Annotated in this window: 25 protein-coding genes; 14 read left to right on the forward strand and 11 right to left on the reverse strand. The window is 67.6% G+C overall.

What is annotated here, in order from left to right; all coding sequences use genetic code 11:
- Nucleotides 1–7 precede the first annotated feature (7 nt).
- The 3 genes from SAMIE_RS15640 to SAMIE_RS15650 all read left to right on the forward strand — a co-directional run bounded on the left by SAMIE_RS15640 (nt 8) and on the right by SAMIE_RS15650 (nt 5,370).
- Nucleotides 8–3,169, forward strand: a complete 3,162-nt coding sequence (locus tag SAMIE_RS15640; protein ID WP_066699920.1) for an efflux RND transporter permease subunit — start codon at nt 8–10, stop codon at nt 3,167–3,169.
- Between the two features lie 65 nt (nt 3,170–3,234).
- Nucleotides 3,235–4,500 (forward strand): DUF445 domain-containing protein, encoded by a 1,266-nt coding sequence (locus SAMIE_RS15645; RefSeq protein WP_066699918.1) that lies wholly within the window; start codon nt 3,235–3,237, stop codon nt 4,498–4,500.
- A 186-nt stretch (nt 4,501–4,686) separates the two neighbouring features.
- Nucleotides 4,687–5,370: an energy transducer TonB gene (locus SAMIE_RS15650; protein WP_066699916.1), complete on the forward strand. Its 684-nt coding sequence runs from the start codon at nt 4,687–4,689 to the stop codon at nt 5,368–5,370.
- A 28-nt stretch (nt 5,371–5,398) separates the two neighbouring features.
- Here the strand turns inward: SAMIE_RS15650 and SAMIE_RS15655 are convergent, their stop codons facing one another.
- From SAMIE_RS15655 to SAMIE_RS15690, 8 genes are all read right to left on the reverse strand, one after another.
- Nucleotides 5,399–6,889: a phosphomannomutase gene (locus SAMIE_RS15655; RefSeq protein ID WP_066699914.1), complete on the reverse strand. Its 1,491-nt coding sequence runs from the start codon at nt 6,887–6,889 to the stop codon at nt 5,399–5,401.
- Nucleotides 6,890–6,902: 13 nt separating this feature from the next.
- Nucleotides 6,903–8,006, reverse strand: coding sequence for a mannose-1-phosphate guanylyltransferase/mannose-6-phosphate isomerase (locus SAMIE_RS15660; RefSeq protein ID WP_066699913.1), 1,104 nt, complete (start codon nt 8,004–8,006; stop codon nt 6,903–6,905).
- Nucleotides 8,007–8,339: 333 nt separating this feature from the next.
- Nucleotides 8,340–8,765 (reverse strand): 6,7-dimethyl-8-ribityllumazine synthase, encoded by a 426-nt coding sequence (gene ribH / locus SAMIE_RS15665; RefSeq protein ID WP_066699912.1) that lies wholly within the window; start codon nt 8,763–8,765, stop codon nt 8,340–8,342.
- Nucleotides 8,766–8,775: 10 nt separating this feature from the next.
- The gene (ribB, locus tag SAMIE_RS15670) at nt 8,776–10,065 is read right to left on the reverse strand and encodes a 3,4-dihydroxy-2-butanone-4-phosphate synthase (RefSeq protein ID WP_066699910.1); all 1,290 of its coding nucleotides are present in this window, start codon (nt 10,063–10,065) and stop codon (nt 8,776–8,778) included.
- Between the two features lie 70 nt (nt 10,066–10,135).
- A complete protein-coding gene (locus tag SAMIE_RS15675) occupies nt 10,136–10,747 on the reverse strand; it encodes a riboflavin synthase (protein ID WP_066699905.1) in 612 nt (203 codons plus the stop codon).
- Between the two features lie 33 nt (nt 10,748–10,780).
- The gene (gene ribD / locus SAMIE_RS15680; RefSeq protein ID WP_267886505.1) at nt 10,781–11,773 is read right to left on the reverse strand and encodes a bifunctional diaminohydroxyphosphoribosylaminopyrimidine deaminase/5-amino-6-(5-phosphoribosylamino)uracil reductase RibD; all 993 of its coding nucleotides are present in this window, start codon (nt 11,771–11,773) and stop codon (nt 10,781–10,783) included.
- On the reverse strand, nt 11,770–12,243 hold the full coding sequence (locus tag SAMIE_RS15685) for a hypothetical protein (protein WP_174522218.1): 474 nt from the start codon (nt 12,241–12,243) through the stop codon (nt 11,770–11,772). The genes ribD and SAMIE_RS15685 overlap by 4 nt, the downstream gene beginning before the upstream one ends.
- A gap of 44 nt (nt 12,244–12,287) precedes the next feature.
- Nucleotides 12,288–13,370, reverse strand: a complete 1,083-nt coding sequence (locus SAMIE_RS15690; protein ID WP_066699901.1) for an alkene reductase — start codon at nt 13,368–13,370, stop codon at nt 12,288–12,290.
- Nucleotides 13,371–13,443: 73 nt separating this feature from the next.
- Between SAMIE_RS15690 and SAMIE_RS15695 the strand changes: the two genes are divergently transcribed.
- From SAMIE_RS15695 to ssb, 5 genes are all read left to right on the forward strand, one after another.
- Entirely contained in the window at nt 13,444–14,325 is an 882-nt protein-coding gene (locus SAMIE_RS15695; RefSeq protein WP_066699899.1) for a DMT family transporter, read from the forward strand.
- 10 nt (nt 14,326–14,335) lie between these two features.
- Nucleotides 14,336–14,992, forward strand: coding sequence for a COQ9 family protein (locus SAMIE_RS15700; protein WP_066699897.1), 657 nt, complete (start codon nt 14,336–14,338; stop codon nt 14,990–14,992).
- Between the two features lie 82 nt (nt 14,993–15,074).
- Nucleotides 15,075–15,356 carry a FeoA family protein gene (locus SAMIE_RS15705; protein WP_066699895.1) on the forward strand — a complete coding sequence of 94 codons (282 nt, stop codon included), beginning with the start codon at nt 15,075–15,077 and terminating at the stop codon, nt 15,354–15,356.
- The gene (feoB, locus tag SAMIE_RS15710) at nt 15,353–17,209 is read left to right on the forward strand and encodes a ferrous iron transporter B (protein WP_066699894.1); all 1,857 of its coding nucleotides are present in this window, start codon (nt 15,353–15,355) and stop codon (nt 17,207–17,209) included. The genes SAMIE_RS15705 and feoB overlap by 4 nt, the downstream gene beginning before the upstream one ends.
- Before the next feature lie 26 nt (nt 17,210–17,235).
- Nucleotides 17,236–17,817, forward strand: coding sequence for a single-stranded DNA-binding protein (ssb, locus tag SAMIE_RS15715; protein WP_066699893.1), 582 nt, complete (start codon nt 17,236–17,238; stop codon nt 17,815–17,817).
- A 60-nt stretch (nt 17,818–17,877) separates the two neighbouring features.
- On the opposite strand, the gene SAMIE_RS15720 is transcribed toward ssb, so the two are convergent.
- The 3 genes from SAMIE_RS15720 to SAMIE_RS15730 form a co-directional block, all read right to left on the reverse strand.
- Nucleotides 17,878–18,753: a UTP--glucose-1-phosphate uridylyltransferase gene (locus SAMIE_RS15720; RefSeq protein WP_066699891.1), complete on the reverse strand. Its 876-nt coding sequence runs from the start codon at nt 18,751–18,753 to the stop codon at nt 17,878–17,880.
- 78 nt (nt 18,754–18,831) lie between these two features.
- A complete protein-coding gene (locus SAMIE_RS15725; RefSeq protein WP_066699889.1) occupies nt 18,832–19,275 on the reverse strand; it encodes a hypothetical protein in 444 nt (147 codons plus the stop codon).
- Nucleotides 19,276–19,438: 163 nt separating this feature from the next.
- Nucleotides 19,439–19,612: a DUF1674 domain-containing protein gene (locus tag SAMIE_RS15730; protein ID WP_083952449.1), complete on the reverse strand. Its 174-nt coding sequence runs from the start codon at nt 19,610–19,612 to the stop codon at nt 19,439–19,441.
- A gap of 103 nt (nt 19,613–19,715) precedes the next feature.
- Here SAMIE_RS15730 and htpX point away from each other — a divergent pair, with 103 nt between their 5' ends.
- The 6 genes from htpX (at nt 19,716) to SAMIE_RS15760 (ending at nt 25,339) form a co-directional block, all read left to right on the forward strand.
- Entirely contained in the window at nt 19,716–20,648 is a 933-nt protein-coding gene (htpX, locus tag SAMIE_RS15735; protein WP_232037281.1) for a zinc metalloprotease HtpX, read from the forward strand.
- Nucleotides 20,648–20,956, forward strand: a complete 309-nt coding sequence (locus SAMIE_RS15740; protein ID WP_066699883.1) for a hypothetical protein — start codon at nt 20,648–20,650, stop codon at nt 20,954–20,956. The genes htpX and SAMIE_RS15740 overlap by 1 nt, the downstream gene beginning before the upstream one ends.
- Nucleotides 20,957–20,981: 25 nt before the next feature.
- Nucleotides 20,982–22,283 carry an RsmB/NOP family class I SAM-dependent RNA methyltransferase gene (locus SAMIE_RS15745; protein ID WP_066699881.1) on the forward strand — a complete coding sequence of 434 codons (1,302 nt, stop codon included), beginning with the start codon at nt 20,982–20,984 and terminating at the stop codon, nt 22,281–22,283.
- Between the two features lie 51 nt (nt 22,284–22,334).
- Nucleotides 22,335–22,823 (forward strand): diguanylate cyclase, encoded by a 489-nt coding sequence (locus tag SAMIE_RS15750; protein ID WP_066699879.1) that lies wholly within the window; start codon nt 22,335–22,337, stop codon nt 22,821–22,823.
- Nucleotides 22,824–22,913: 90 nt separating this feature from the next.
- Nucleotides 22,914–23,576 carry a ribulose-phosphate 3-epimerase gene (gene rpe, locus SAMIE_RS15755; protein ID WP_066699877.1) on the forward strand — a complete coding sequence of 221 codons (663 nt, stop codon included), beginning with the start codon at nt 22,914–22,916 and terminating at the stop codon, nt 23,574–23,576.
- Nucleotides 23,573–25,339, forward strand: a complete 1,767-nt coding sequence (locus SAMIE_RS15760; protein WP_066699876.1) for a heparinase II/III family protein — start codon at nt 23,573–23,575, stop codon at nt 25,337–25,339. Before rpe ends, SAMIE_RS15760 begins: the two co-directional genes overlap by 4 nt.
- Nucleotides 25,340–25,380 lie beyond the last annotated feature (41 nt).

A 25,380-nucleotide genomic window follows, 5' to 3' on the forward strand; every position in this document is an offset into this window, starting at 1 on the left:
GCGCGTCATGAATTTTCGCAATATCTCCGCATGGGCGATCCGCAATCCGGTGACGCCGCTGGTGCTGTTCGCAGCACTGATGATGGCCGGCATCGTCAGCTTCATGCGGATGGATGTGAACCAGAATCCGGACGTCAGCTTCCCGATGGTCAGCGTAACGGTGGTTCAGCCCGGCGCCGCGCCGACCGAGCTGGAAACGCAGGTGACGCAGCGGATAGAAGCGGCGGTGCGCGGCATCAACGGAGTGGAGGACATCACCTCCTTCGCATCCGAAGGTCAGTCCCTCACCAATGTCCAGTTCCAGATCGGCACGCCCGTCGACCGCGCGGTCAATGACGTCAAGAATGCGGTCGACCAGATCCGCAGCGATCTGCCGCAGGGCATTCTCGAACCGCAGGTGCAGCGGATCGACATCGACGGCGGACCCATCGCCTATTTCAGCGCCGAAGCGACCGACATGACGCTGGAGCAACTGTCCTGGTATGTGGACAATACGGTCGCCAAGCGCCTGCTGTCGGTGCCCGGCATGGCGGCGGTCAAGCGCAGCGGCGGCGTCAGCCGCGAAATCCGCGTCATCCTGAACCCCGCCAAGCTCCAAGCCTATGGCATCACCGCCGCGCAGGTGAACGGCCAGCTGCAGCAGGTGAACATCAACGCGGCGGGCGGCCGCACCGAAATCGCAGGCGCGGAACAGTCGATCCGCGTGCTAGGCAACGCCCGCAACGCCCTTGCGCTGGGAGACACGCAGATCGCGATCTCCGGCGGGCGCACCGTCAAGCTTTCCGACCTTGCCACCGTGCGCGACATGTATGCCGAACAGCGCAGCCTTTCGCTGATGAACGGGCGGCAGGTGACGAGTTTCAGCATGGCCAAGGCCAAGGGATCGTCGGACGTCACCGTCTATGACGAAGCGATGAAGGTGCTGGAAAAGCTGAAGAAGGAAAATCCCAAGGTCCAGTACAAGCAGCTCTACAGCAGCGTCGAATATACGCGTGGCCAGTATCACAGCGCCATGTCGGCGATGATCGAGGGCGCGGTGCTGGCGGTGGTGATCGTGTTTCTCTTCCTGCGCGACTGGCGCGCGACGATGATCTCCGCCCTCGCGATCCCGCTGTCGGCGATCCCGTCCTTCTGGTTCATGGACATGATGGGCTTCACGCTCAACGGCATCTCGCTGCTGGCGCTGAGCCTTGTCGCGGGCGTGCTGGTCGACGACGCCATCGTGGAGATCGAGAATATCGTGCGCCATATGCGCATGGGCAAATCCGCCTATCAGGCTTCCATCGACGCGGCGGACGAAATCGGCCTTGCCGTGCTGGCGACGACCATGGCGATCGTCGCCGTGTTCCTGCCGGTCGCGCTGATGCCCGGCCTTGCCGGTCAGTTCTTCATCCAGTTCGGCATGACCGTCGTCGTTTCGGTGCTGATGAGCCTTGCCGTCGCCCGCCTCATCACGCCGATGATCGCGGCCTATTTCCTCAAGGCCCATGGCGAGGAAACCCATGGCGAAGGCTGGCTGATGGACCGCTATATGGGCGTGCTGCGCTGGTCGCTGGAAAATGGCAGGGCAAAGGCCCGCCGGGCGCGCGGAGGTTTCCGCAACAGGGTCGCCGGACTGTTCACCGATCATCGCATGTGGACGCTCGGCGTGGGCATATTGGCGTTCGTGGCGACGATCTTCGCTTTCGCCACGCTGCCCATGACCTTCCAGCCGACGATCAACACCGATTTCAGTCAGGTGAAGATCGAGACCGTGCCGGGCAGCACGCTGGAACAGACCACCGCGATCACCCGCAAGGTGGCGGACATGCTGGCCGCCGACACCGCGACGGTCGACGCCGCCTTTGCCGACATCACCCCGACCGGCGCCGACATCTTCCTGACGCTGAAGAAGGACAGGCCGCTGTCGTCCGTCAACTGGGAACGCAGCACCGCGCCCAAATTCCAGACGATTGCGGACGCGCGCGTCAATTTCCAGTCGCAGTCGGGCGGCGGCTTTGGCCGTGACGTCATCATGATGTTCGGATCGGACGATCCGGTGTTGCTCGAAAAGACCGCCAACCAGCTCGTCAAGGAGATGGCGGGCCTCAGGGAACTGCGCGACGCACGCGTGCAGGGCGACATGCAGCGGCCCGAAATCATCATCAAGCCGCGCATGGACCTCGCCGCCAGCATGGGCGTCACGACCGCTGCCCTCAGCCAGTCGATCCGCATCGCCACCATCGGCGACATCGACCAGAACACCGCCAAATTCTCGCTGGCAGACCGGCAGATCCCTATCCGCGTTTCCCTGTCGGAGGATAGCCGCAAGGACATCGCGACGATCCAGAACCTGCCCGTTCCCACCATCGACGGCGGATCGGTGCCGCTGCGCGTCGTGGCCGACATCAGTTTCGGCGCGGGGCCAACGCAGATCCGCCGTTATAACCAGATCCGCCGCGTGGTGGTGGGCGCCGACCTTGCGCCGGGCCTCGTCACCAGTCAGGCGATGACCAAGCTGAACGCGCTGCCCACGATGAAGGCGATCAACGAAGGCCGCATTCAGGGCGTGCAGAAGATCAACGCGGGCGACAGCAAGTTCCAGGCGGAAATGTTGCAGAATTTCGTCATCGCGGTTTTTTCCGGCGTGCTGCTGGTGCTGGCGGTGCTGGTGCTGCTCTACAAGCGCGTGATGCCCCCCTTCGTCAATCTGGGGTCGCTGCTGCTCGCCCCGCTCGGCGGCGCTATCGCGCTGCATGTCACGGGGCAGCCGCTATCGATGCCGGTGTTCATCGGGCTGCTCATGCTGCTGGGCATCGTCGCCAAGAACTCGATCCTCGTCATCGACTTCGCGCTGGAGGAGATGGAGAAGGGCGTGCCCAAGCATGAGGCGATCATCGACGCGGGCCACAAGCGCGCGCAGCCGATCGTCATGACCACGGTGGCGATGGTCGCGGGCATGGTGCCGACCGCCATATCGCTTTCGGGCGACAGCGCCTGGCGCGCGCCCATGGGCATCACTGTGATCGGCGGCCTGCTGCTTTCGACCGTCCTGACGCTGGTGATCGTGCCCGCCGTGTTCAGCCTCGCCATCGGGTTCGAAAGCTGGATCGGGCCGAAGCTGGGCCGCGGCCTGCTGACCTACAAGCCCGAGCATAAGGACGGCGGCGCGGTCCAGCCGGCGGAGTGACGCGGGGCGGGCGGCGAAAGATCGCGCTTGCCTGAACGAAACGGGCGCGTAACCGTTCTGCGGTGATGACGCCGCTTCGCCTGCCCCGCCCCGCGCCGTTTGCCGCGCCCCACCCGGCGCGGCGGATGCGGATCGTGGCGACGGGCATGTTGCTGGCGATGGCAGCGCTGTTCGTCGCGGCGCGGGCCACGGCGCATCTCCATCCCGCCGTCGGTTTCGTGCAGGCCTTTGCCGAAGCGGCGATGGTGGGCGGCCTTGCCGACTGGTTCGCGGTGACGGCGCTGTTCCGCCATCCGCTCGGCCTTCCCATTCCCCACACCGCGATCATCCCGCGTAACAAGGACAGAATCGGCGACACGCTGGCGACCTTCCTGCGCGACAATTTCCTGACGCCCGCCGTGGTCGCGCGGCGGATGCGGCATATGGACGTGGCGGCGGCAGCGGGACGCTTCCTCGCCAGTCCGTCCGGAGGCGACGGGCGGCTGCGCGAAGGAGCCTCGCGCCTTGCCGCCGACATATTGGAAGCGCTCGACCAGGAACGGCTCGGCGGCATGGTCAAGGGCGCGATCGGCCAGCGGCTGCGCGCGATCAACATGGGGCCGCTGATCGGGCAGGCGATCGAGGCGGCGATGCGCGACGGGCGGCACGGGCCTGTCATGGACAGCCTGATCCAGTGGGCCGACCGCGCGCTGGAGGCGAACGAGCATCTCATCCGGCAGATGGTGCATGAGCGCGCGGGCAAGGTGCTGCGCTGGACCGGACTCGACGAAAATCTCGCCAATGCGATCCTGACCGGGCTGCGCAAGATGCTGGCGGACATGGCGGACGACCCGGAGCACAGCCTGCGCCTGAAGGCCGAGGAAGGGATGGCGAAGCTGGCCACCGATCTTCAGTTCGATATCGAAATGCAGGCGAAGGTCGCGAAGATCCGCGATGAAATCCTCGACAATCCGGCGATGCAGCGGTGGATCGAGGGCATGTGGGAACAGGCGCGGGCCGGACTGCTCCGGGCGGTGCGCGATCCGGGCAAGGCGATGGCGGGGCGCTTCGGCGAAGCGCTCCGCGCGCTGGGCGGCACGCTGCAGCAGGAGGCGCGGCTGCGGCTCGTCATCAACCGCTTCGTGCGGCGAGCGGCGGTGGGCGCGACCGCCAGCTATGGCGACGCCATCGTGCGGCTGGTGAGCGATACCGTGCGCGGCTGGGACGCAGGCACGGTGACGGCGCGACTCGAAGGCGCGGTGGGCCGCGACCTGCAATATATCCGCATCAACGGCACGCTGGTCGGCGGGCTGGTCGGCCTCGCCATCCACGCGGTCGACACGCTGCTCTGAAAGGCGGGCGGCAGCAAGCAAAGGAGACAGCGAAAGAGACAGTTGAAACGCATCGGCGGCGTTCAGAAAAATGATGTTGCAACATATCATAAAATAATGTTGTATCATGACATCATGCGGTTGAATTGGATCATCGGCAGCAGCGCATGAAGGAGAGGATGCCGGTCAGGGAAGAGGAGCCTTGCGATGCTGTCAATCGGGCTACGGACGGGAGCGGAAGCACAATCGCGCTATGGGGCGGGCCGCCGCTCGCCATTGGGGCTGGGCGGCACGGTCGCCGTCCATGCGCTGCTGGTGGCCGGATTTCTGCTGCTGCCCAAGGAGGTGATCGACATCGTGCGGCCCAGCCCGCCAATCTCGACCTATGCCGTGCCGGAAGACCCGCCGCCCCCGGAGAACAGACCCGACAAGCCGGTGGACGCGAAAATGCCGGTTCAGCCGCAACCCCAGCCGCAGCGCCCGACCGCCACGGACTCCGAGATCACGCTGCCCCGCGACGCAGGGCTGACCGGAGGCGGCGGCGATCTGTCAAAGCCGCTTCCGCCCTATTTCCCCCCGCCCCTGCCGCCAGCCGACCCGGTGCTGACGGATGCGCAGATCGACCCGCGCGCCCTGCCCGCCTTTCAGCCGGACTATCCCGGCGCGATGATCCGTCAGGGTCTGGACGGGAAGGTGACGGTGCGGGTCAGCATCGGCGCGGACGGGCGCGTCACGGCCATCGAGAAGATCAGCGCCAGCGACGACAGTTTCTGGGAAACGACGCAGCGCCACGCCCTGCGCAAATGGCGGTTCCGCCCCGCGACGCGCGACGGCGTGCCGGTCGCGTCGACCAAGGTTCTGACGGTCCGTTTCACGCTGACAGATCGGTGAAGTCCGGGCGCTCGTTCGGGGGCGCGGGTCAGCCGATCCGGTAATCCCGCACGAGCACCAGCGCCTGTTCGTTGAGCGATGCCGCACGTTCGCTGCTGTCGCTTTCGGTGTAGCAGCGCAGCTCAGGTGCGTTGCCGCTGGGACGCAGATGGATGATATCGCCGCCCTTGAAATGGACGCGCAGGCCATCAGTGCGGTCTATCCCGCCCGCTTCGCCTGCGATGCCGCCGAACATGGCGGTGAGGCGATGGAGCACATCGGTCTCGCTGCCTTGCTCCAGATGCGCGATCAGCGCCTGGCTCTGCGCGGTGGGGTAGTTTTGCAGCCGCTCACTGAACGTATAGCGCGCGGGCAGTTGCGCCAGCAGCGCGGAGAGGGCCACGCACTGCCGCCGCGCATCGACCAGCGTCGCGAGGATCGGCAGCACCGCGTCGCGCGTCGGCAAAGCGCCGAGCGTGCGGCCCTCGACCTTGACCGGCGTCGCCAGCAGGAAGCCGCCATTGGCCTCATAACCGCAGACGCTCGTCTGCCCTTCGGCGGCCAGCGCGTTCATCGCCTCGATCACGAAGGGCGATCCGATCCGGGTGCGGCGCACCGCATCGAACAGGCCCGAAAGCTCCACCGCGCTGTTGCAGCTCACCGGCGTCGCCACCGCCCCGATCCCCAGCGCGCGCGCGCACAGAATGCCGAGCACGTCGCCGCGCATCCACGCGCCGCGCTCGTCGGCGAGCAGCGGGCGATCCGAATCGCCATCGGTGGACAGGATTGCGTCGAGTTTCCGCTCTGCGGCCCATGCGCGCGCAAGCTGCTGGTCTTCCGGGCGGACCGCTTCGGTATCGACGGGGATGAACTTGTCTGAACGGCCAAGCCGCACCGCCTTGCCGCCCAGCGCCCCGACCAGCGCGACGAGGATGTCGCGCCCCACCGCCGAATGTTCATAGACGCCGAGCGTCACGCCCGACAGCGCCTCCGGCCCGAAGGCGTCGACATAGCGCGCGATATAGGGCGTCGCGGCGTCGACCGGCGGCGGCAGCGGCTGCGCTGCCTTCAGCATCCCCTCCCCATCGAACAGGTCGGGCAGATCGACGCTCTGCGCGCGGATACCCTGCTCGTCGGGTTTCAGCACCTCGCCATCGGTGCGGTTGAACTTGATGCCGTTACGATCGTCGGGAATGTGGCTGCCCGTTACCATGAGCGACGGGATGCCTCGCGCAAAAGCATAGGCTGCGACCGCCGGAGAGGGCACGAAACCGCAATTGTCCACCTTGCCGTCCATGTGCCGGATCGCCGCGGCGCAGGCGGCCATGATCCGCGGCGTAGACGGCCGCAGGTCGCCCGCGACCGCGACGGGGCGGCCCGGCGCGAACTGGCCGATGAACGAGAGATGCTGGAGGAAGGCGCAGGTGTAGGCGAAGCACACTTCGTCCGTCATCGCGGTAACGAGGCCGCGCGCGCCGCTAGTGCCGAACGCCACGCCCGACCGGGCCATGAGATCGGCGATGGAAACGGTGTGGGTCATGATAGTCCCGCTCTCAGGATGGGCACGACGATCCGCCCGCCGCCTTCGCAGCGTCGAGCGCCGCGAGCGCCTCCGTCACCTTGCGCACCTTCTGCGATTCGCCGCGCTTGAGGATCATGATGTCGCCCTGCGATACCACGACGATGAGATCGTCGACATCGACCAGTGTGACGCGCGGTCCGTCGCTGTGGACAAGGCAGTTTTTCGCGCCGAGCAGCAGCGCGTCGCCGCGCACGGCATTCTCGTCGGCGCAGCGGGCGCTGACCGCGTGCAGCGAATCCCAGCTCCCCACGTCCGACCAGCCCATGCTGACCGGAACGCAGGCGACCTTCCTTTCGCGCTCCATCACCGCATAGTCGATCGAATCCGAAGGACAGGCATGGAATGCCTTTGCATCCGGGAAGATATGCGCGCCCTCGCGCTTGGCCTGCGCCATCGCGGCGCGCACGGCCGCCAGCATGTCGGGCCGATGCCGTTCCAGCGCGGCGAGATAGGCGTCGGCGCGGAACAGGAAGATGCCCGCGTTCCAGGCATGCCCCCCTTCCGCGAGCATCCGTTCCGCATTGGCGACGTCCGGCTTTTCGACGAAACGCTCGACCTGATTGACCCCGGTCCCGCAGGTTTCGCCCATCTTGATGTAGCCATAGCCGGTTTCGGGCGCTTCGGGCGTAATCCCGAATGTGATGAGCCATCCGTCCGCGACCAGCGGCAGCGCGCGCTCGATGGCGGCGTGGAAGGCGGGCACGTCGGCGATGACATGATCGCTGGGCATCACCAGCAGCGCGTCGTCGGGCTTCGCCTCCAGCGCGGCGAGCGCGATAGCGGGCGCGGTGTTGCGGCCGACCGGCTCCAGAATGATCCGGTGATCGCTGACGCCGCTGTGGCGCAACTGATCGTCGATGATGTCCGCATGGGCGGCATTGGACACGAGGATGGGCCGGTCCACCGAAGCGGCCTTGAACCCTCTCGTTCTGACGGCGGTGAGCTGAAGCATGGTCTCATCGGCCGTCAGCGGCAGCAACTGCTTGGGGCGTTCAGGTCTGGAAACCGGCCAGAGGCGGGTGCCCGATCCCCCGGACAGGATGACAGGAACGATATTGATCGAATCGTTGGCCATATTTCGCCTGAAGAAAAGGTTTTACCATGATTAACCGAATTGATTAAAGTTTCGTGCGCAGCATCCAAAGTCGCCGGAAACCCGGCGTGGAAATCGTTGAAAGCCGGAAAGTGAATGGCAAATGGCTGCCCCGGTCCTGTCTGCACCGAACGGGCGCATCGACAAGACGTTCGTGCCGCCGATCGGTTCCGGTGGCAGGCGCGAGAGCTGTATACGCCCCGCCATCCACAAGGCCAGAGGCGCGCCAACGCCCCGCGGCGCACCGAAGGCGACACGCACCGGTAACGCAGGCCAGCGGCGGAACGCCTCCGGCCGGAAAGAGCGCTACACGCCTTACGCGACGCCGAACCGTTCCCGCAGCGCCAGCATCGCGAGCGCCGCCCTGGCTGCCTCGCCGCCCTTGTCCTTCTGGTCGGAACGGGCGCGCACCAGCGCCTGTTCCTCATTCTCGACCGTCAGGATGCCGTTGCCGATGGCGATGCCGTCCATGCTGAGCGCCATCAGGCCACGCGCGCTCTCGTTCGACACAACCTCGAAATGATAGGTTTCGCCCCGGATCACCACGCCGATGGCGACGAAGCCGTCATAGCGCCCGGTTTCCGCCGCCAGCGCGACAGCGCCCGGTATCTCCAGCGCGCCCGGCACCGTCACCACCTCATAGCGATGCCCGCCCTCGTCCAGCGCGGCCTTCGCCCCCTCGATCAGCAGGTCGTTGAGATGGTCGTAGAAGCGCGCTTCGACGATGAGGAACTTGGCCATCGGTAATCCTTCAGAGTTCGATCGGGCGCTGGTCGACCACGGACAGGTCATATCCGTCAAGCGCGATCAGGCTGTGGTGGCTGTTGGTCAGCAGGATCATGTCGTGCACGCCCAGTTCCGCCAGCAACTGCGCCCCCACGCCATAATTGCGCAGTTCGTCCATGTCAGCGGGCGCGGCGCCCTTGGCCGCCCATCGCGAAATCGACCGGGAAAGAAAGTCGCCGTCGTCCGATCCGGCGAGCAGAACGACCAGCCCGGAACCCTCCTGCCCGATGATTTCCATCGACCGGGCGAGCAGGTCGCTGCGGCGGCCTTCCGCGCCATAGATGTCGTCGAGCAGCGAAAGCTGGTGCATGCGCACCAGAGTCGGCTGGTCGGGCACGACATGGCCCTTTTGCAGCACCATCTGTTCGGTGCGGGTGGCGCGATTATAGAAGCTGATCGCCTTCCATTCGCCGCCCCACTTGCTCGTGAAGCTCGTTTCCGCGCGGCGTTCGACCATATGGTCGTGACGGCGGCGATAGGCGATGAGGTCGCGGATCGTGCCGATCTTCATCCTGTGCTTCTGGGCGAAGGGGATGAGGTCGTCGAGCCGGGCCATGGTCCCGTCATCCTTCATCACCTCGCAGATGACACCGGACGGATTGAGGCCCGCCAGCCGGGCGACGTCCACCGCCGCTTCGGTATGGCCGGTGCGCACGAGCACGCCGCCGTCCTTCGCCACCAGCGGGAAGACATGGCCGGGCGTCACGATGTCGGCCCGCCCCTTCGACCCGTCGATCGCGACGGAGATGGTGCGGGCGCGGTCGGCGGCGCTGATGCCGGTGGTCACGCCCTCGCGCGCCTCGATCGACACGGTGAAGGCGGTTTCGTGCCGGGTGCCGTTGTTGCGGCTCATGAGGTCGAGGCCGAGCGTATCGACGCGGTCCTTCGTCAGCGCGAGGCAGATGAGGCCGCGGCCGTGCGTCGCCATGAAGTTGATCGCGTCGGGCGTCGCCATCTGCGCGGGGATGACGAGGTCGCCCTCATTCTCCCGATCCTCGTCATCAACGAGGATGAACATGCGGCCGTTGCGCGCTTCGTTGATGATTTCCTCGGGAGAAGCGAGCGCGGTGCCGCCCTCGCGCTTCGTGAGATAGATTTCCAGCTTGCCCAGCGTATCGGCGGTCGGATTCCAGTCCGGCTCGCCCAGCTTGCGCAGCGAATTGGCGTGGAGGCCGGCGGCGCGGGCGAGGCCGGATCGGGACATGCCGCCATCGGTGACGAGGCTGCGGACGGTATCGAGAAGCGCGGACGACATGAAAACGACTCCTTCCCATCGCGGGACGGAGCGGCATATCACATCGCAATGTGATAAATGCAAGAGGGCATCACATTGTGCGGCTGCGCACGCCCTGCATCCGGTCCAGATAGCGGGCCAGCACGTCGATCTCCAGATTGACCTGCGCGCCCTGCGTCAGCCGCCCCAGCGTCGTCACGTCCCAGGTGTGGGGGATGAGGTTGACGGAGAAATGCGCCCCGTCCTCGACATCGCGCACTTCGTTCACCGTCAGCGACACGCCGTCGACCGTAATGCTGCCCTTGGGCGCGATCAGCGGAGCGAGCGCCGCCTCGACCGCAAAGCCGACCTTGTGCGAATCGCCTTCCGGGCAGACGCCGACCACGGTGCCGATGCCGTCGACATGGCCGGTGACGATATGGCCGCCCAGCTCGTCGCCGAGCTTCAGCGCGCGTTCGAGGTTCAGCCGACCGCCTTCGGCCCAAAGGCCCGGCGCGGTGCGCGCCACGGTTTCCGCCGACAGATCGACCGCGAACCAGTCCGCGCCCTTTTCCACCACGGTCAGGCACGCGCCCGAACAGGCGATGGACGCGCCGATGGCAACGCCCTCCATATCATAGCCGCAGCCGATGACGAGCCGCAGGTCGCCGCGCTGCTCATGAGCACGGATCGTGCCGATGTCGGTGATGATGCCGGTGAACATGATCTGCTTTCCTGCTGCCGTCCGGGGCGTGATCTAGGCGCTGCGCGTCCGCTCGTAAACCTCAAGCCGGTCGGCACCCAGCATCCGCGTGTCGCACGAGCGCCAACGCCCGTGCGCCGCCGCCAGATCGGCAAGGCCGATGTCGCCGATGCCCGCCAGCCCTTCGCCGATGATGACCGGCGCGCGATAGAAGAGCAGCCGGTCCACCAGATCGGCGCGCAGGAACGCCGCCGCCGTCCCCGCGCCGCCTTCGACCAGCAGATGATCCACACGGTCGAGCGCCGCGATCTCCTCGGGCGCGCCGATCTTCTCCCACCCGGCGGGCGGGTCGCCCCGCGTCAGCAGCAGCCGGCGGGGCGCGCGGTCCTCCAGCCCCGGCAGCCGCACGTCGAGGCGCGGACCATCGGCGCGCAGCGTGCCGCCGCCCACCAATATGGCGTCATGACGCGCGCGTTCGACATGGGCATGGGCGCGCGCGTCGGGACCGGTGATCCAGCGGCTGCGCCCGTCCGCCAGCGCGATCCGCCCGTCGAGCGACAGGCCGAGCTTGAGCGTCACATGCGGCCGTCCCAGCGTCTGCCGCAGCACGAAGCCGCTCATGGCGCGCGCGGCTTCGTCGGCCATCAGCCCCATTTCGACGATGACGCCATGATCGCGCAGCCATTGCGCACCCTGCCCGTCGGTGCGCGGATCGGGATCGCGCAGCGCGATGACGACCCGCCTGACGCCCGCGCGCGCCATCAGGTCGGCGCAGCGCGGCCCGCGCGGCGAAAGGTGGAAACAGGGTTCCAGCGTCACATAGGCGGTCGCGCCATGGGCGCGGTCCATCGCCTGCTCCAGCGCCTGCGCCTCGGCATGGGGGCGGCCGCCCTTCTGCGTCCAGCCGCGCCCGACGACATGCCCATCGCGCACGAACAGGCAGCCGACATTGGGATTGGGGGTGGAAAGGCCGCGCCCGCGCCCGGACAGGGCGATGGCGGCGGCCATATGACGCCGGTCGTCGGCGGGCGAGGGATCGGGGTTCAGGGCTGCGCCACTCCGGGCTTCGCGTCGGCGGCCTTGACGCCCTTGTCGGCGGCTTCCGCTTTCGCCAGCCGTTCGTCGAGGAGGGCGTCGATCGCCTTCACCGCTTCCTTGCGCCGGGCGCTGTTGCGTTTTTCCTCGTCGCGCCATTCGATGCCGAAAGTGTCGGCATAGCCCTGCATCTTCTGCTGCTGCCTGACCAGCGCCGCTTCGCGCTTGGCGAAGTCGATCTTCTGCTGGAGGATGATCGCGGCGTCCGACCGGTTCGCGTCCCAGCTTTCGACATAGATGATCTTGTTGCGCGTAGGCATGGTGTTCGTGTTCGCGTCGATCACGAAGGTCCACACGATCACATATGTCAGCGCGGCGGACAGGCCCAGCAGCGGCCATTTATGCTGGCGCTGCTGCCTGAAATAGCCCCAGAAGTCGCCGAGCGCGCTCTTGGGGGATACGGGACGGGGAAAGATCGCCATGCCCCGCATATAGGGCATGGCGATCCGCGATGCAAAAGGCGCTTTTAGGCGACCGTCTCCAGCACGGGATAGTCGGTATAGCCTTCCGCGCCCTGCGTGTAGAAGGTGGCGGCATCCCACGGATTGAGCGGCGCGCCGGTGCGGAGGCGCTCCACAAGGTCGGGATTGGCGATGAACGGACGCCCGAAAGCGATGCCGTCTGCGACGCCGCTGTCCAGCGCCGCCTGCGCCTTCGCCCCGTCGAAGTCGCTGTTGAGAATCAGCGGCCCCTTATAATGCTGGCGGATCAACGGCGACAGGGGCGGCACGGTGCTGGCGCCATAGGTGCCGTCGGGCTTCAGCTCGCGCAGTTCCAGGAAGGCGATGCCGAGCGCGTCGAGCGCCTGCGCCGCGACGGGGAAGAGGCTCTGCGGATCGCTGTCGTCGGTGCCCTGCGTATTGCCGTTGGGGGACAGGCGCACGCCGGTGCGCTCAGCGCCGATGGCGTCGACCAGCGTCCCCGTGACCTCGCGCAGCAGCCGGACGCGGTTTTCCGCGCTGCCACCATAATCGTCGGTGCGCGCATTGACGCCGTTGCGGAGAAATTCGTCGATCAGATAGCCGTTGGCGGCATGAAGCTGCACCCCGTCGAACCCCGCCGCAATCGCATTGCGCGCGGCGGTCGCATAGGTGTCGAGCAGTTCGGGAATTTCCGGGACGGCAAGCGCGCGCGGTGTCTCATAATCCCTGTTGCCCTCATAGGTGTGGGCATGGCCCGGCGCGGCGACGGGGCTGGGCGCCACCGGCTGCTGGCCCGTCACGCTGCTGTGAACGAGGCGGCCCATATGCCAGAGCTGGGCGACGATCCGCCCGCCCGCGTCATGCACCGCATCGGTGACGCGCCGCCATCCGTCGACCTGATCCCGGTTCCAAAGACCCGTCGCATGGGGCCAGCCCAGCCCCTGCCGCGAAATGCCGATCGCCTCGCTGACGATGAGGCCCGCGCCCGCGCGCTGGCTGTAATAATCGGCCATGACCGGAGTGGGCACATGGTCGCGCGTGCCGCGCGCCCGTGTCAACGGAGCCATGAGGATGCGGTTGGGGGCGTCGATTGCGCCCAGCTTGATGGGATCGAACAGGGTCGTCAAATCGGGTCTCCCTCGTCATCATAGTTGCAATTTGCAACGGGACTTGATGCGCAAAGCCAGCTAGGGAGCCGCGATGCCCACTTCAACCCCCACTGCGGCAATTGCTACGCCCCGGCTCGCATTTCCGGCGCTGCTGCTCGCCAATCTGTTCCTGCCTCTCGGCCCGGTGCTGGTGCGCCTGTCGGACGTGGGACCGGTGGCGGCGGGCTTCTGGCGGCTGGCGCTGGCCCTGCCGGTGCTGATCGCGCTGGCGCTGCCGGGCCTGCGCCGCGCGCCGCCCACGCGGGGCGAATGGCGTGCGCTGCTGCTGGCGGGCATCATCTTCGGCGTGGATCTGGGCGCGTGGCATATCGGCATCCTCTACACGCGCGTCGCCAACGCAACGATATTCGGCAATATGAGCGCGCTGTTCCTGCCCGCCTGGGCGCTGCTGGTGTTGCGGCAGCGGCCGACCCGCGCGCAGGCGGCGGCGCTGGTGCTGGCGACGGCGGGCGCTCTGGTGATGATGGGCGGCAGCTACGAACTGTCCGCCCGCAACCTGCATGGCGATCTGCTCTGCCTGATCGCGGGCCTTTCCTATACAGTCTATCTGCTGATCGTGCAGAAGGCGCGCGGACGGCTGGATAGCTGGTCGGTGCTTGCGGTTTCCAGCGCGTTCAGCGCACCGGCGCTGCTGCTGTGCGCCCTCGCGCTGGGCGAAGCGATCCTGCCGCACGACTGGACGCCCCTCCTCATCCTCGCGCTGTCGAGCCAGCTCATCGGGCAGGGGCTGCTCACCTATGCGGTGGGGTGGTTCTCGCCGATGATTCTGGGCCTCAGCCTGCTGCTGCAACCCATCGTGTCGGCCGTGCTGGGCTGGCTGCTGTTCGGTGAATGGCTGACCCCGGCGGAATGGCTGGGCGCAGGCGCGGTGGCGGCGGCGCTGGTGCTTGTGCGCCTGCCCGCCCGCGCCTAGATTGGCGGGCATGAGCGACGACCTGACTCTGGACGAAATCCGCGCAACCCTCGCACCCGTGCTTGCGCGCCACGCCGCCTTCGATGGCTGGCGCGCGCCCGCTGTCGCGATGGCGGCAAACGAAAAGGGCATCGACCCCGATGTCGCGCAACTCGCTTTCGCCGATGGCCCGGTCGCGATGATCGACGCGTGGTTCGCCAGCATCGACGCGGCGATGGCGCAGGTGCTGCCGCCCGAAAGGCTGGCCCCGCTCTCGATCCGGGCCAAAATTATCGCGCTGGTCGAAGCGCGGCTCGCCATCGTTGCGCCGGACAGGGACGCGCTGCGCAGGGCGCTCGCCATCCTCGCGCTGCCGGTCAATGCGCCCCGCGCGGCAAAGCTCGCATGGCGGGCGGCGGACGCGATGTGGCGCGCGGCGGGCGACACCGCCACCGACCTCAATCATTACAGCAAGCGTGCCACGCTGACCGCGCTCTATGCCGCCACGATGCTCGCCTTCCTCGACGACGAGAGCGAGGATCATGCCGACACCCGCGCCTTCCTCGCCCGCCGGGTCGAAAATGTGATGCGGTTCGAGAAGCTGAAGGCGAAGGTCAGGGGCGCGGGCGGCGGCGAACGGCTCAGCCTGTCGCGCTTCATCGGGCGGCTGCGCTATCCCGTGGTCTGACACGCGACGCGGCGAATAGCGCTGGCCAATCGCTAAAGATATTGATAGTCGCTCGCAGAAGCATATTGCGAGTCCGTGACCCTTGCGCCTGACTGACCTGCCTCTGCGGCACCCTGCCTATGTCGACCGGATCGACTGGTCGGCCCTCACCCCCGCCGAAGGCCAGCGGCTGCGCGAATTCGGCCTGTGCGAGGGTGCGAGCGTCGAAGCGCTGCACCATGGCGGCCTGTGGGGCAAGGGACCGATCGCCTGCCGCATCGGCCGCATGACCATCGCCATGCGCCGCGCCCATGCTGGGGCCATCACCGTGCGCACCGGGGCCGAGGAGCAGCGCCCTGACCAGGGGCAGGATCAGGCCGCGTGAACGCCACCCCGCTGGTCGCGCTGGTCGGCAATCCCAATGCCGGGAAAAGCGCGCTGTTCAACGCGCTGACCGGCGCACGGCAGAAGCTGGGCAATTATCCCGGCGTCACGGTCGAGCGGAAGGCGGGGCGGCTGGCGCTGGCCGATGGACGCCCGGTCGAACTGGTCGACCTGCCCGGCACCTACAGCCTGTCCCCCGGCAGTCCGGACGAGCAGGTGACGCGGGACGTGGTGCTGGGACGGCAGGCGGGCGAGAAACGGCCCGACGCGCTGGTGATCGTGGTCGATGCCTCGAACCTCGACAATCACCTGCGTTTCGCGCTCGAACTGATCGCGCTCGGCCTGCCGACCGTGGTGGCGCTCAATATGGTCGATCTGGCGACGCGAGACGGGCTGGAACTGGACGCGGCGATTCTCTCACGCGAACTGGGCGTGCCGGTGGTGTCGACCGTAGCGGTGCGCAAGCGCGGCCTCGACCATCTGCGCGAGGAACTGGGCGCGGCGCTGGCAGGCGCGCAGTCCGCCGCTCCGGCCCAGCCTGCGCGCGATTTCGACGCGACCCGCAGCGAAGCGCGCCGCATCGCCCGCGCGACCGTCGTGCGCGAAACCCCCTCGCGCCGGCTGACGGCGGCGGTGGACCGGGTGGCGCTGCATCCCGTGGCGGGCCTCGTCCTGCTGCTGGGGCTGCTCTTCATCATGTTCCAGGCGGTCTATGCCTGGTCCGAAGCGCCCATCGCGATGATCGAGGGGCTGGCCGACAGCGCCGCAGCGGCCACGCGCGACGCGCTGCCCGACGGGATATTGCGGTCCTTTCTGGTGGACGGCGTCATCAACGGCGTGGGATCGGTCGTGGCGTTCCTGCCGCAGATCCTGATCCTCTTCTTCTTCATCCTGATGCTGGAAGCGACGGGCTATATGGTCCGCGCCGCTTTCCTGATGGACAGCCTGATGGCGAAGGTCGGCCTGTCGGGCCGGGCCTTCATCCCGCTTCTCTCCTCCTTTGCCTGCGCCGTGCCCGGCATCATGGCGACCCGCACCATCGCCGACCCGCGGGATCGCCTGACCACCATCCTGATCGCGCCGCTCATGACCTGTTCGGCGCGGCTGCCCGTCTACGCCCTCATCATCGGCGCGTTCATCCCCGCGCGCGACATCGGTTACGGCATCGGCCTGCAGGGTTTCGTTCTCTTCTGCCTCTATCTCGCGGGGATCGTGGGCGCGATGCTGGTGGCGCTGGTGCTGCGCCTCACCGTCACAAAAGGGGCGAGCGGCGGATTCCTGATGGAGATGCCCAAATATCAATGGCCCCGCCCGCAGGACATAGTGCTCGGCCTGTGGCAGCGCGCGGTCATTTTCCTCAAGCGTGCGGGCACGATCATCTTCGCGTCCACCATGATCCTGTGGCTGCTGCTGAGCTTCCCGCGCGTGCCCGACGGCGATGCCACAAGCCAGGTCGATCATTCGATTGCGGGGCGAATCGCCAACGGCCTGCAGGTGGTTCTGGCGCCGGTCGGCTTCAACCGCGACATCTCGCTGGCGCTGATCCCCGCCATGGCGGCGCGGGAAGTGTCGGTCTCGGCGCTCGCCACCGTCTATTCGATCGACGCGGGCGATGACGAGGCGGCGATGACGCAGAGCCTTGGCGACCGGCTCAAGCGCCAGTGGCCTTTCCCCACCGCGCTCGCCTTCCTCGCATGGTTCATCTTCGCACCGCAGTGCATTTCGACCATCGCGGTCACGCGGCGCGAAACGAACGGGTGGAAATGGCCGCTGTTCATGGTCGGCTACCTCTTCGCGCTCGCCTATGTCGCGGCGGGCGTCACCTACTGGACCGCGACCGCAGCGGGACTATAAGGGCCGATCAACGCAGCGGAGGAATCATGGCAGGCTCGGTCAACAAGGTCATTCTGGTCGGCAATCTGGGCGCGGACCCGGAGGTCAAGAGCTTCCAGAACGGCGGCAAGATCTGCAATCTGCGCATCGCCACGTCCGAAAGCTGGAAGGACCGCATGACCGGCGAGCGCAAGGAGCGCACCGAATGGCACAGCGTCGTCATCGGCGGCGAAGGGCTGGTCGGGGTGGCCGAGCGCTTCCTGCGCAAAGGCTCCAAAATCTACATCGAAGGCCAGCTCCGCACCCGCAAGTGGCAGGACCAGAACGGCAATGACCGCTATTCGACCGAAGTGATGGTGCAGGGTCCGGGCGCAGTCCTGACCATGCTCGACAGCGCGGGCGGCGGTCAGGGCGGCGGCGGCGGGCGCGGCCAGGGCGTCTCCGACTGGAGCGGCGGGTCGAGCGGCTTTGGCGGCGGCGACTATGACGATTTCGGCGGCGGATCGGGCGGTGGCCAGAGCGGGGGTCAGGGCGGCGGCGGCTTCGGCGGCGGACGCTCGCAGGGCAGCGGCGGCCGCGCGGGCGGGCCGAACTTCGACAATGATCTGGACGACGAAGTGCCGTTCTGAACGATTTCGGAGATTGAAAATCCTCCCCGTTCAAGGGGAGGATGATTCAATCGGCCCGCCTCAGCGCGCCAGTTCTTCCGCCGCGAAGGCGCGGATATGGTCGCGTAGGTCGTCGCGCTCCAGCGAAAGCGCCAGATTGGCTTCGATATAACCCGCCTTCGACCCGCAGTCGAAACGGCGGCCGTCGAACGTCACGCCGTGGAAGGGCTGCTTTCCGATCATCGCGGCCATGGCGTCGGTAAGCTGGATCTCGCCGCCCGCGCCCTTTTCCTGCGTCGCGAGGATCTTCATCACCTCGGGCTGGAGGATGTAGCGCCCCGGCAGGATGAGGTTGGACGGCGCGGTGCCGAGCTTGGGCTTTTCGACCAGACCCTTGACTTCGGTCAGCGCGCCGTCGCGCGCGCCCGGATCAATCACACCATAGCTCGGCGTCTGGTCCATCGGGATTTCCAGCGCACAGACGAGGTTGCCGCCGACCTTTTCATAGGCGTCGACCATCTGCTTCATGCAGCCATTGCCCTTTTCGCCCTTCATGAATTCGTCGGGCAGCAGGATGGCGAAGGGTTCGTCGCCCACGATGTCGCGCGCGCACCAGATGGCGTGGCCGAGGCCCAGCGATTCCTGCTGGCGCAGGAACACAGCGTTGCCCGGATCGAGCCGCGTGCCCTCCAGCGCGGAAATGTCCTTCCCACGCTCGCGTTGCAGCGTCTCGCATTCGAAGGCGATGTCGAAATAATCCTCGATCGCGCCCTTGCCACGGCCGGTGACGAAGATGAACTGTTCGATTCCCGCCTCGCGCGCCTCGTCCACGGCATATTGGATCAGCGGACGGTCGACGACGGGCAGCAGTTCCTTGGGCACCGCCTTGGTCGCGGGCAGGAAGCGCGTACCGAGACCGGCGACGGGAAACACGGCTTTGCGAATAGGCTTGGTCAAGGTCGAATCCCCTGTAGACGCAGTTGCGCTGTCTTTGCCGCACCTGCGAAAAAGGTCAAGCGGGCCGGAGCAGGCGGATCAGACGGCGAGCAGGCGACTGGCGATGGTTTCGAGCGATGCGATCTCCGCCTCCAGTTGGTGCAGCGCGATATGCTGGAGGTTGTTGCGTCCGTCGCGGCAGGTGAAGCCGCCCTCGGCGGGCTGGTGAAATCCCTGGATTATAAGCGCGCGGAAGCGGTCGATCCGCTGCATGTCGCGCTCTATCTCCGAAATTTCGGTGAGCGCGCTGGCGTTGCGGCGGTCGCGCATGGCGACCATCGTGCGCAGTTCGGTCATCAGCTTCGCCATGCTGGGCCGCGTGCGCGCGCCCACGGTGCGGATGTCGCCCATCGCATCGCGCATCAGCCCGATCTTGGTTTCCAGACTCTGCTCCAGCATCGTCCACGCACACACCAGCCGCCCCACCGCGCACAGCAGCGCCGCGTCTTCCGGCGCATAGTCCGAAACCGCCTTCGTCGTCATGTCATGAACCAGTTGCACACCCACGCTCTTCGCCTCCCTCGACAGATGGCGGTGTGCACAGCGGCGGGCGGAAATGGCCAGAGCGCGGCCCGAGGCTCCTCGCGCCCGCGGCACGATCCATCGTCAATCGTGCCAAATCGTCGGCGAAGCGTGGCGGGAAGTGTCAGAAATCTATCGCGATTCCCTTCCGCTCCCAGTCGCCATAGCGGGTCGGGCTGAGTTCTTCCGCATTGCGGGAGGGCGCCTCGACCGGATCGGGGGCGGGGACGGGCGGGCTTTTGGAAAGATGCGCGGGCGGCTTTACATGCGCCGGGCGCTTGCCGTTGAAGGTTCCCATGAGCGCGGCCTTTCGATTGCGGGCGGGTCGATTGCGGGCGGGGCCGATCAACCCCATATTCATCGTCGGTTCGCTATCTGGGCGGGGAAGGAGTGCTTTGCAAGTGAACGGGATGAAGACGACCATGTTGCTGGCGGCGCTTACGGCGCTGTTCATGGCGCTGGGCTATACGCTGGGCGGCAGCGGCGGCGCGGTCATCGCGCTGCTGGTGGCGGCGGGCATGAACCTCTTCACCTTCTGGAATGCCGACCGCATCGTCCTTTCCATGCACAATGCACGCGAAGTGGACGCCGCGAGCGCGCCGGATTTCTACGCTCTGGTGCAGGAACTGGCGCAGCGCGCCGGGCTGCCGATGCCGCGCGTCTACGTGATCGACCAGGATGCGCCCAACGCCTTCGCCACCGGCCGCAATCCGCAAAACGCCGCCGTCGCCGCGACCACCGGCCTGCTTTCGATGCTGAGCCGCGAGGAAGTCGCGGGCGTGATGGCGCATGAGCTGGGCCATGTGAAAAATCGCGACACGCTCATCATGACGATGGTGGCGACCGTCGCGGGCGCGATTTCGATGCTGGCCAATTTCGGCCTCTTCTTTCGCGGCGGGGAGCGCGAAGGCCATGGCAATATGGCGGCCAGCCTGCTGGCGGTGTTCGTCGCCCCCTTCGCCGCGATGATCGTGCAGATGGCGATCAGCCGCACGCGCGAATATGGCGCGGACCGCGCAGGCGCGGAGATCAGCGGCAATCCGCGCGCGCTGGCATCGGCGCTGGCGAAGATTTCCGGCGCGGCGCAGGCGATCCCCAACCCGGTGGTGGAGCGCAACCCCGCCACCGCGCAGCTTTACATCGTGCCGACCCATGTGAGCGAACTTTTCTCGACCCATCCCGCGACCGAAAAGCGCATCGCGGCGTTGCAGGATATCGCAGCGGACATGGGCGCGCCTGCCGCTCCTCCGACGGCGATGCAGCGGACATCGGCTCTTTCGCCCGCAGCCCCCGCGCGCCGCAGCCGCAGCGCGCTCGATCCCAACGGGCGCTGATGCCGCTGGACGAAATTGCCGCAGAAGCGGCGGACTTCGTCGTCCGGCAGGTGGGCGGGCTGGTCGTTGAGGTGGCGTTCGACCATATTTTCTCGCGCCACACCGCCCGCTTCTTCCATGGCGTAGGGCGCAGGACCATCCGTATCGGGACATTGGGCCAATGGCACATTCCCTCCTCGCTGCGAGCCGTGCCCAAGGGCGAGGCGGCGCGTCCCGAACCATCGGATTGGGTCGCGCTCGTGATCGGCGTCCTGATCTGGATCGCGCTGTTCATCGCCATCGGCATGGGCGGCGCCCATTTTCTTTGACGTCGAAAGCGCGTAGGGGCCGCCGATGCCCCGCCCCCCTCGCCGCCGCCCTTCTCCCCGCCCTGACGATGTTCCCGGCCTGCCCGCCCGGCGTGCGGCGCTCCGGCTGCTCGACGCGGTGCTGCGCCGAGGGGAGGCGCTGGAACTGGCGCTGCACGGCGCGGCGCAGGGATTGCCGCGCGAGGACCGGGCGCTCACGCACGCCATCGCCGCCGAGGTGCTGCGCCATTTGCCCGATCTCGACGCGCTGATCGACGGCGCAACCAAACAGCCTCTGCCCGACGATGCGAAAGCGCGCATGGTGCTGCGCATCGCGCTCGCCCAGACGCTGAAACTCGACACCCCGCCCCACGCCGCGATCGCGACCGCACTGCCGCTGGTGGACGGCGGGCCGCGCAGGCTCGTCCATGGCGTATTCGGCACGGTGACGCGGGCGGAGCCGCTGCTGCCCGATCCGCCGACGCTCCCGGCGCAGGTTGCCGAACGCTGGGCGGCGCAATGGGGCGCGGCGATGCCTCTGGCGGCAGCCAGCGCCTACGCGGTGCGGCCCCCGGTCGACATCGGCCTGCGCGACATGAACGAGACAGCGAAGTGGACAGCCGAAACGGGCGGCACATCCTTCGCCGCCGGCCATGTCCGCCTGCCCGAAGGCGTCGCCATCCCCGACCTGCCGGGCTTTGCGCAGGGCGCCTGGTGGGTGCAGGACATCGCCGCCTCGTGCGCGGCGCGGCTGCTGGGCGCGGGCGAGGGGCGCGTCGCGCTCGACCTCTGCGCCGCGCCGGGCGGCAAGACGATGCAGCTTGCGGCGGCGGGCTGGCAGGTGACGGCGGTGGACCAGTCGAAGAAGCGGCTGGAGCGGCTGTCGGAGAATCTCGCGCGCACCGGCCTTGCCGCACAGGTCGTGCAGGCGGACCTGCGCCAGTGGCAGCCCGATGAGCCGGTCGATGCGGTGCTGCTCGACGCGCCCTGCTCCGCCACCGGCATCTACCGCCGCCACCCGGACGTGCTCCATCGCATCGGCCCGCGCCAGATCGCGGAGCTGGCAGAATTGCAGGCCGAACTGCTCGCCCGCGCCGCCGACTGGGTGAAGCCGGGCGGGCGGCTCGTCTATGCCACCTGCTCGCTCGAACGGGCGGAGGGGGAGGATCAGATCGCCCGCTTTCTCGAGAACCGGAGCGACTTTACGCTGGCGACGCCGGACGCCGCCACCCTGCCCGGCGGCATCGCGCCCACACCCGAGGGCTGGCTGCGCACCCTGCCCGATACGCTGGCGGCGCAGGGCGGCACGGACGGCTTCTTCATCGCTGCCCTGACAAAAGAGCCATAGAGATTCTTAACGCGACTGCGCTATGATCGCAGCCGTAACGAAAGGAGTCGCATGCGTCCGGTCGAGCCGCTACCCCTCAATCATAGCTGGCCGCTGTTCGACCTGCGCGAGCATCTGTCGACCGCCCTGCTCGATCCGCACGTGTCGGAGAATGAGGAGGCGCTGGCGGAGCGCGGCCTTGGCCTCTGGCGCTGCGACCTGCCCGATGAGCGGCTGAGCTGGACGGCGGGCGTCTACGACCTGTTCGGGCTGGAACGCAGATCGCCGGTCGCCCGTGCCCATGCCGCGTCCCTCTACGCCCCGGACTCGCGCGATGCGATGGAGCGGCTGCGCGCCTATGCGATCAGCCACAGGCGCGGCTTCACGCTGGACGTGGACATCGACCGGGCGGACGGCGGACGCTGCGCGATGCGGCTGGTCGCCGCCCCGGTGCTGGACGCGCAGGGCGAGGTGATCGCGCTGCATGGCGCCAAGCAGCTCCTGCCCCCCGACGCGCACCTGTCGCACAAGCTGGACCCCACCATTTTCGTCATGCTTTGAAGAGGTTGGCCGGTCGCGGCCCGCCCCCTTTCGAATCGCCGAAAATCCCCGTTGCCCTTGTGCCGGACGGGCACTAAGGCGAACGGTCACATGACCCGTCCCGTCCTCATCTCACCCTCCATCCTCTCCGCCGATTTCGCTCGTCTGGGCGAGGAAGTGCGCGCCATCGACGAAGCGGGCTGCGACTGGGTGCATATCGACGTGATGGACGGGCATTTCGTGCCCAACATCACCATCGGCCCGGCGGTGGTGAAGGCGCTGCGCCCGCACACGAAAAAGCCGTTCGACGTGCATCTGATGATTTCGCCGGTGGATCTCTATCTCGACGCCTTCGCGAGCGCGGGCGCGGACATCATCACCGTCCATCCCGAAGCGGGACCGCACATCCACCGCACCGTCCAGCATATCAGGTCGCTGGGCGTGAAGGCGGGCGTGGTGCTCAATCCGGGCACCCCGGCCAAGATGCTCGACTATCTGATCGACGATGTCGACCTCATCCTCGTCATGAGCGTCAATCCGGGGTTCGGCGGGCAGAGCTTCATCCCCAGCCAGCTCCGCAAGATCGAAGCGATCCGCAAAATGATCGAAAAGTCGGGCCGCGACATCCGCCTGCAGGTGGACGGCGGCATCGACCTGATCACCGCGCCGCAGGCCATCGCGGCGGGCGCGGACGTGCTGGTCGCGGGCACGGCCACCTTCCGCGGCGGGCCATCGGCCTATGCCGACAATATCCGGGCGCTGCGGGGCGGGTGAACGAAGCCCGCCGCCTCCCCGCCCGCAAGGGCCACACTCTTCCCGACGAACCGGAAGAGGACGGCATCGAGCAGGGCAAGCGGCTCATCCGCGTCGCGGATGACAAGGGGCTGTCGCTGGCGCAGCGGATCGCCAACCAGTTCTACCTGCTGAGCTGGAAGACGCCGATCCATGGCCGCCGCCTGAAGGGCAAATATCCGCTCAAGCTGCTGGCCGTGCCCGACGACGCCGTGCCCGGCGACCCGCGCGCGGGCGCGGCGATGCGGGCGGGCTACCTGCTGTTCCGGGGGCAGAAGCAGATTATCGCCTCGCTCGATTTCGCCCGCACCGACCTGCCTGCCCCCTTTACCGACTATCTGCACGGCTTCCGCTGGCTGCGCGATCTGGCGGCCAGCGCCAACCGCGAGCAGGGCGCGCCCATCGCCGAAAGCATCATGCGCAAATGGCTCGACGCGCATCATGAAACGCCCAGCGAACCGGCATGGCGGGCGGACAATGCGGGCTGGCGACTGCTGTTCTGGACCGCGCATGCGCCGCTGATCCTGTCGTCAGGCGATCTCGTCTACCGCTCGCTCGTGCTCAACTGCATCGCCCGCACCGCCCGGCATCTCGACCGCAGCGCCGACAAGGCGCCGATGGGCCTGCCGCGCCTTGCCGCATGGGGCGGCATCCTCGCTGCCGCGCTGCTGATCCCCGGCGGCGAAGCGCGCCGCATCTTCGGCGAGGCGGGGATGAAGCGCGCCATCGACAGCGGCTTCCACGCCGATGGCGGCATCGTGTCGCGATCCCCGCTGGCGCAGATGGAAGCGGTGATGCTGCTCACCATGGTGCAGGCGGTCTATCAGGTGCGGCGCGAAACGCCGCCGCCCTGCATCGCCGACGCGCTGACGCGCGCGGTCCCTGCGCTGCTCGGCCTCGCCCATGGCGACGGTGGCCTCGGAAGCTGGCAGGGGGCGGGTGCGATTGCCCCGGACATCGTGCGCGCGGTGGTGGAGGCAAGCCGGGTGCGCGCCCGTCCGCTGCGGCAGGCGCGCGACTGGGGCTATCAGCGGATCGCGGCGGGCGCGACCGTCGTGCAGGTCGATGCCGCGCCCCCGCCGGTCGCGCATCTGGCGGCGGCGGGCTGCGCCTCGACCGGCGCGGTCGAGATCAGCGACGGGTCGCAGCGCCTCATCGTCAACTGCGGCGGCGCGGCGCTGGAAGGCGCATGGGTGCCGCGCGATCTGGCGCAGGGGCTGCGCACCACCGCCGCGCACAGCACTCTCGTGCTCAACGACAGCAATTCGACCGCGCTGCTGCCCGACGGCACGCTGGGCAGGGGCGTCACCGAGGTCGAACTGACGCGGCAGGAAACCGACAATGGCAGCCGCATCGACATCAGCCATGACGGCTATGTCCGGCGCATGGGCTATGTCCACCGCCGCCTGCTGATGGTGAGCGGCGACGGGCGCGAAGTGCGCGGCGAAGACATGCTCACCCCCGCCGAGCGCCGCCGCAAGCCGCAGCGCCAGCCGGTGCAGCTCCGCTTCCACCTTGCGCCCGGCGTCGAGCCGACGCTGACCGCCGACAGTCAGGGCGCGGTGCTGCGCATCGATTCGGGCGTGATGTGGCAGTTCCGCACCGGCGCGGGCGTGCTGAGCGTCGAGGAAAGCCTCTGGGTCGACGGCGACGGGCGCCCCCATCCCACGCGCCAGCTCGTCGTGACCGGCGAAGCGCTGCCCGGCGGATCGAACATCGGCTGGCTGTTCAAGCGGATGGGGTGAAGAGGGGCCGTCCCCTCACATCCGGGACTGTATTTTTGCCC

It is taken from the genome of Sphingobium amiense, from assembly GCF_003967075.1.
Lineage (GTDB): Bacteria > Pseudomonadota > Alphaproteobacteria > Sphingomonadales > Sphingomonadaceae > Sphingobium > Sphingobium amiense.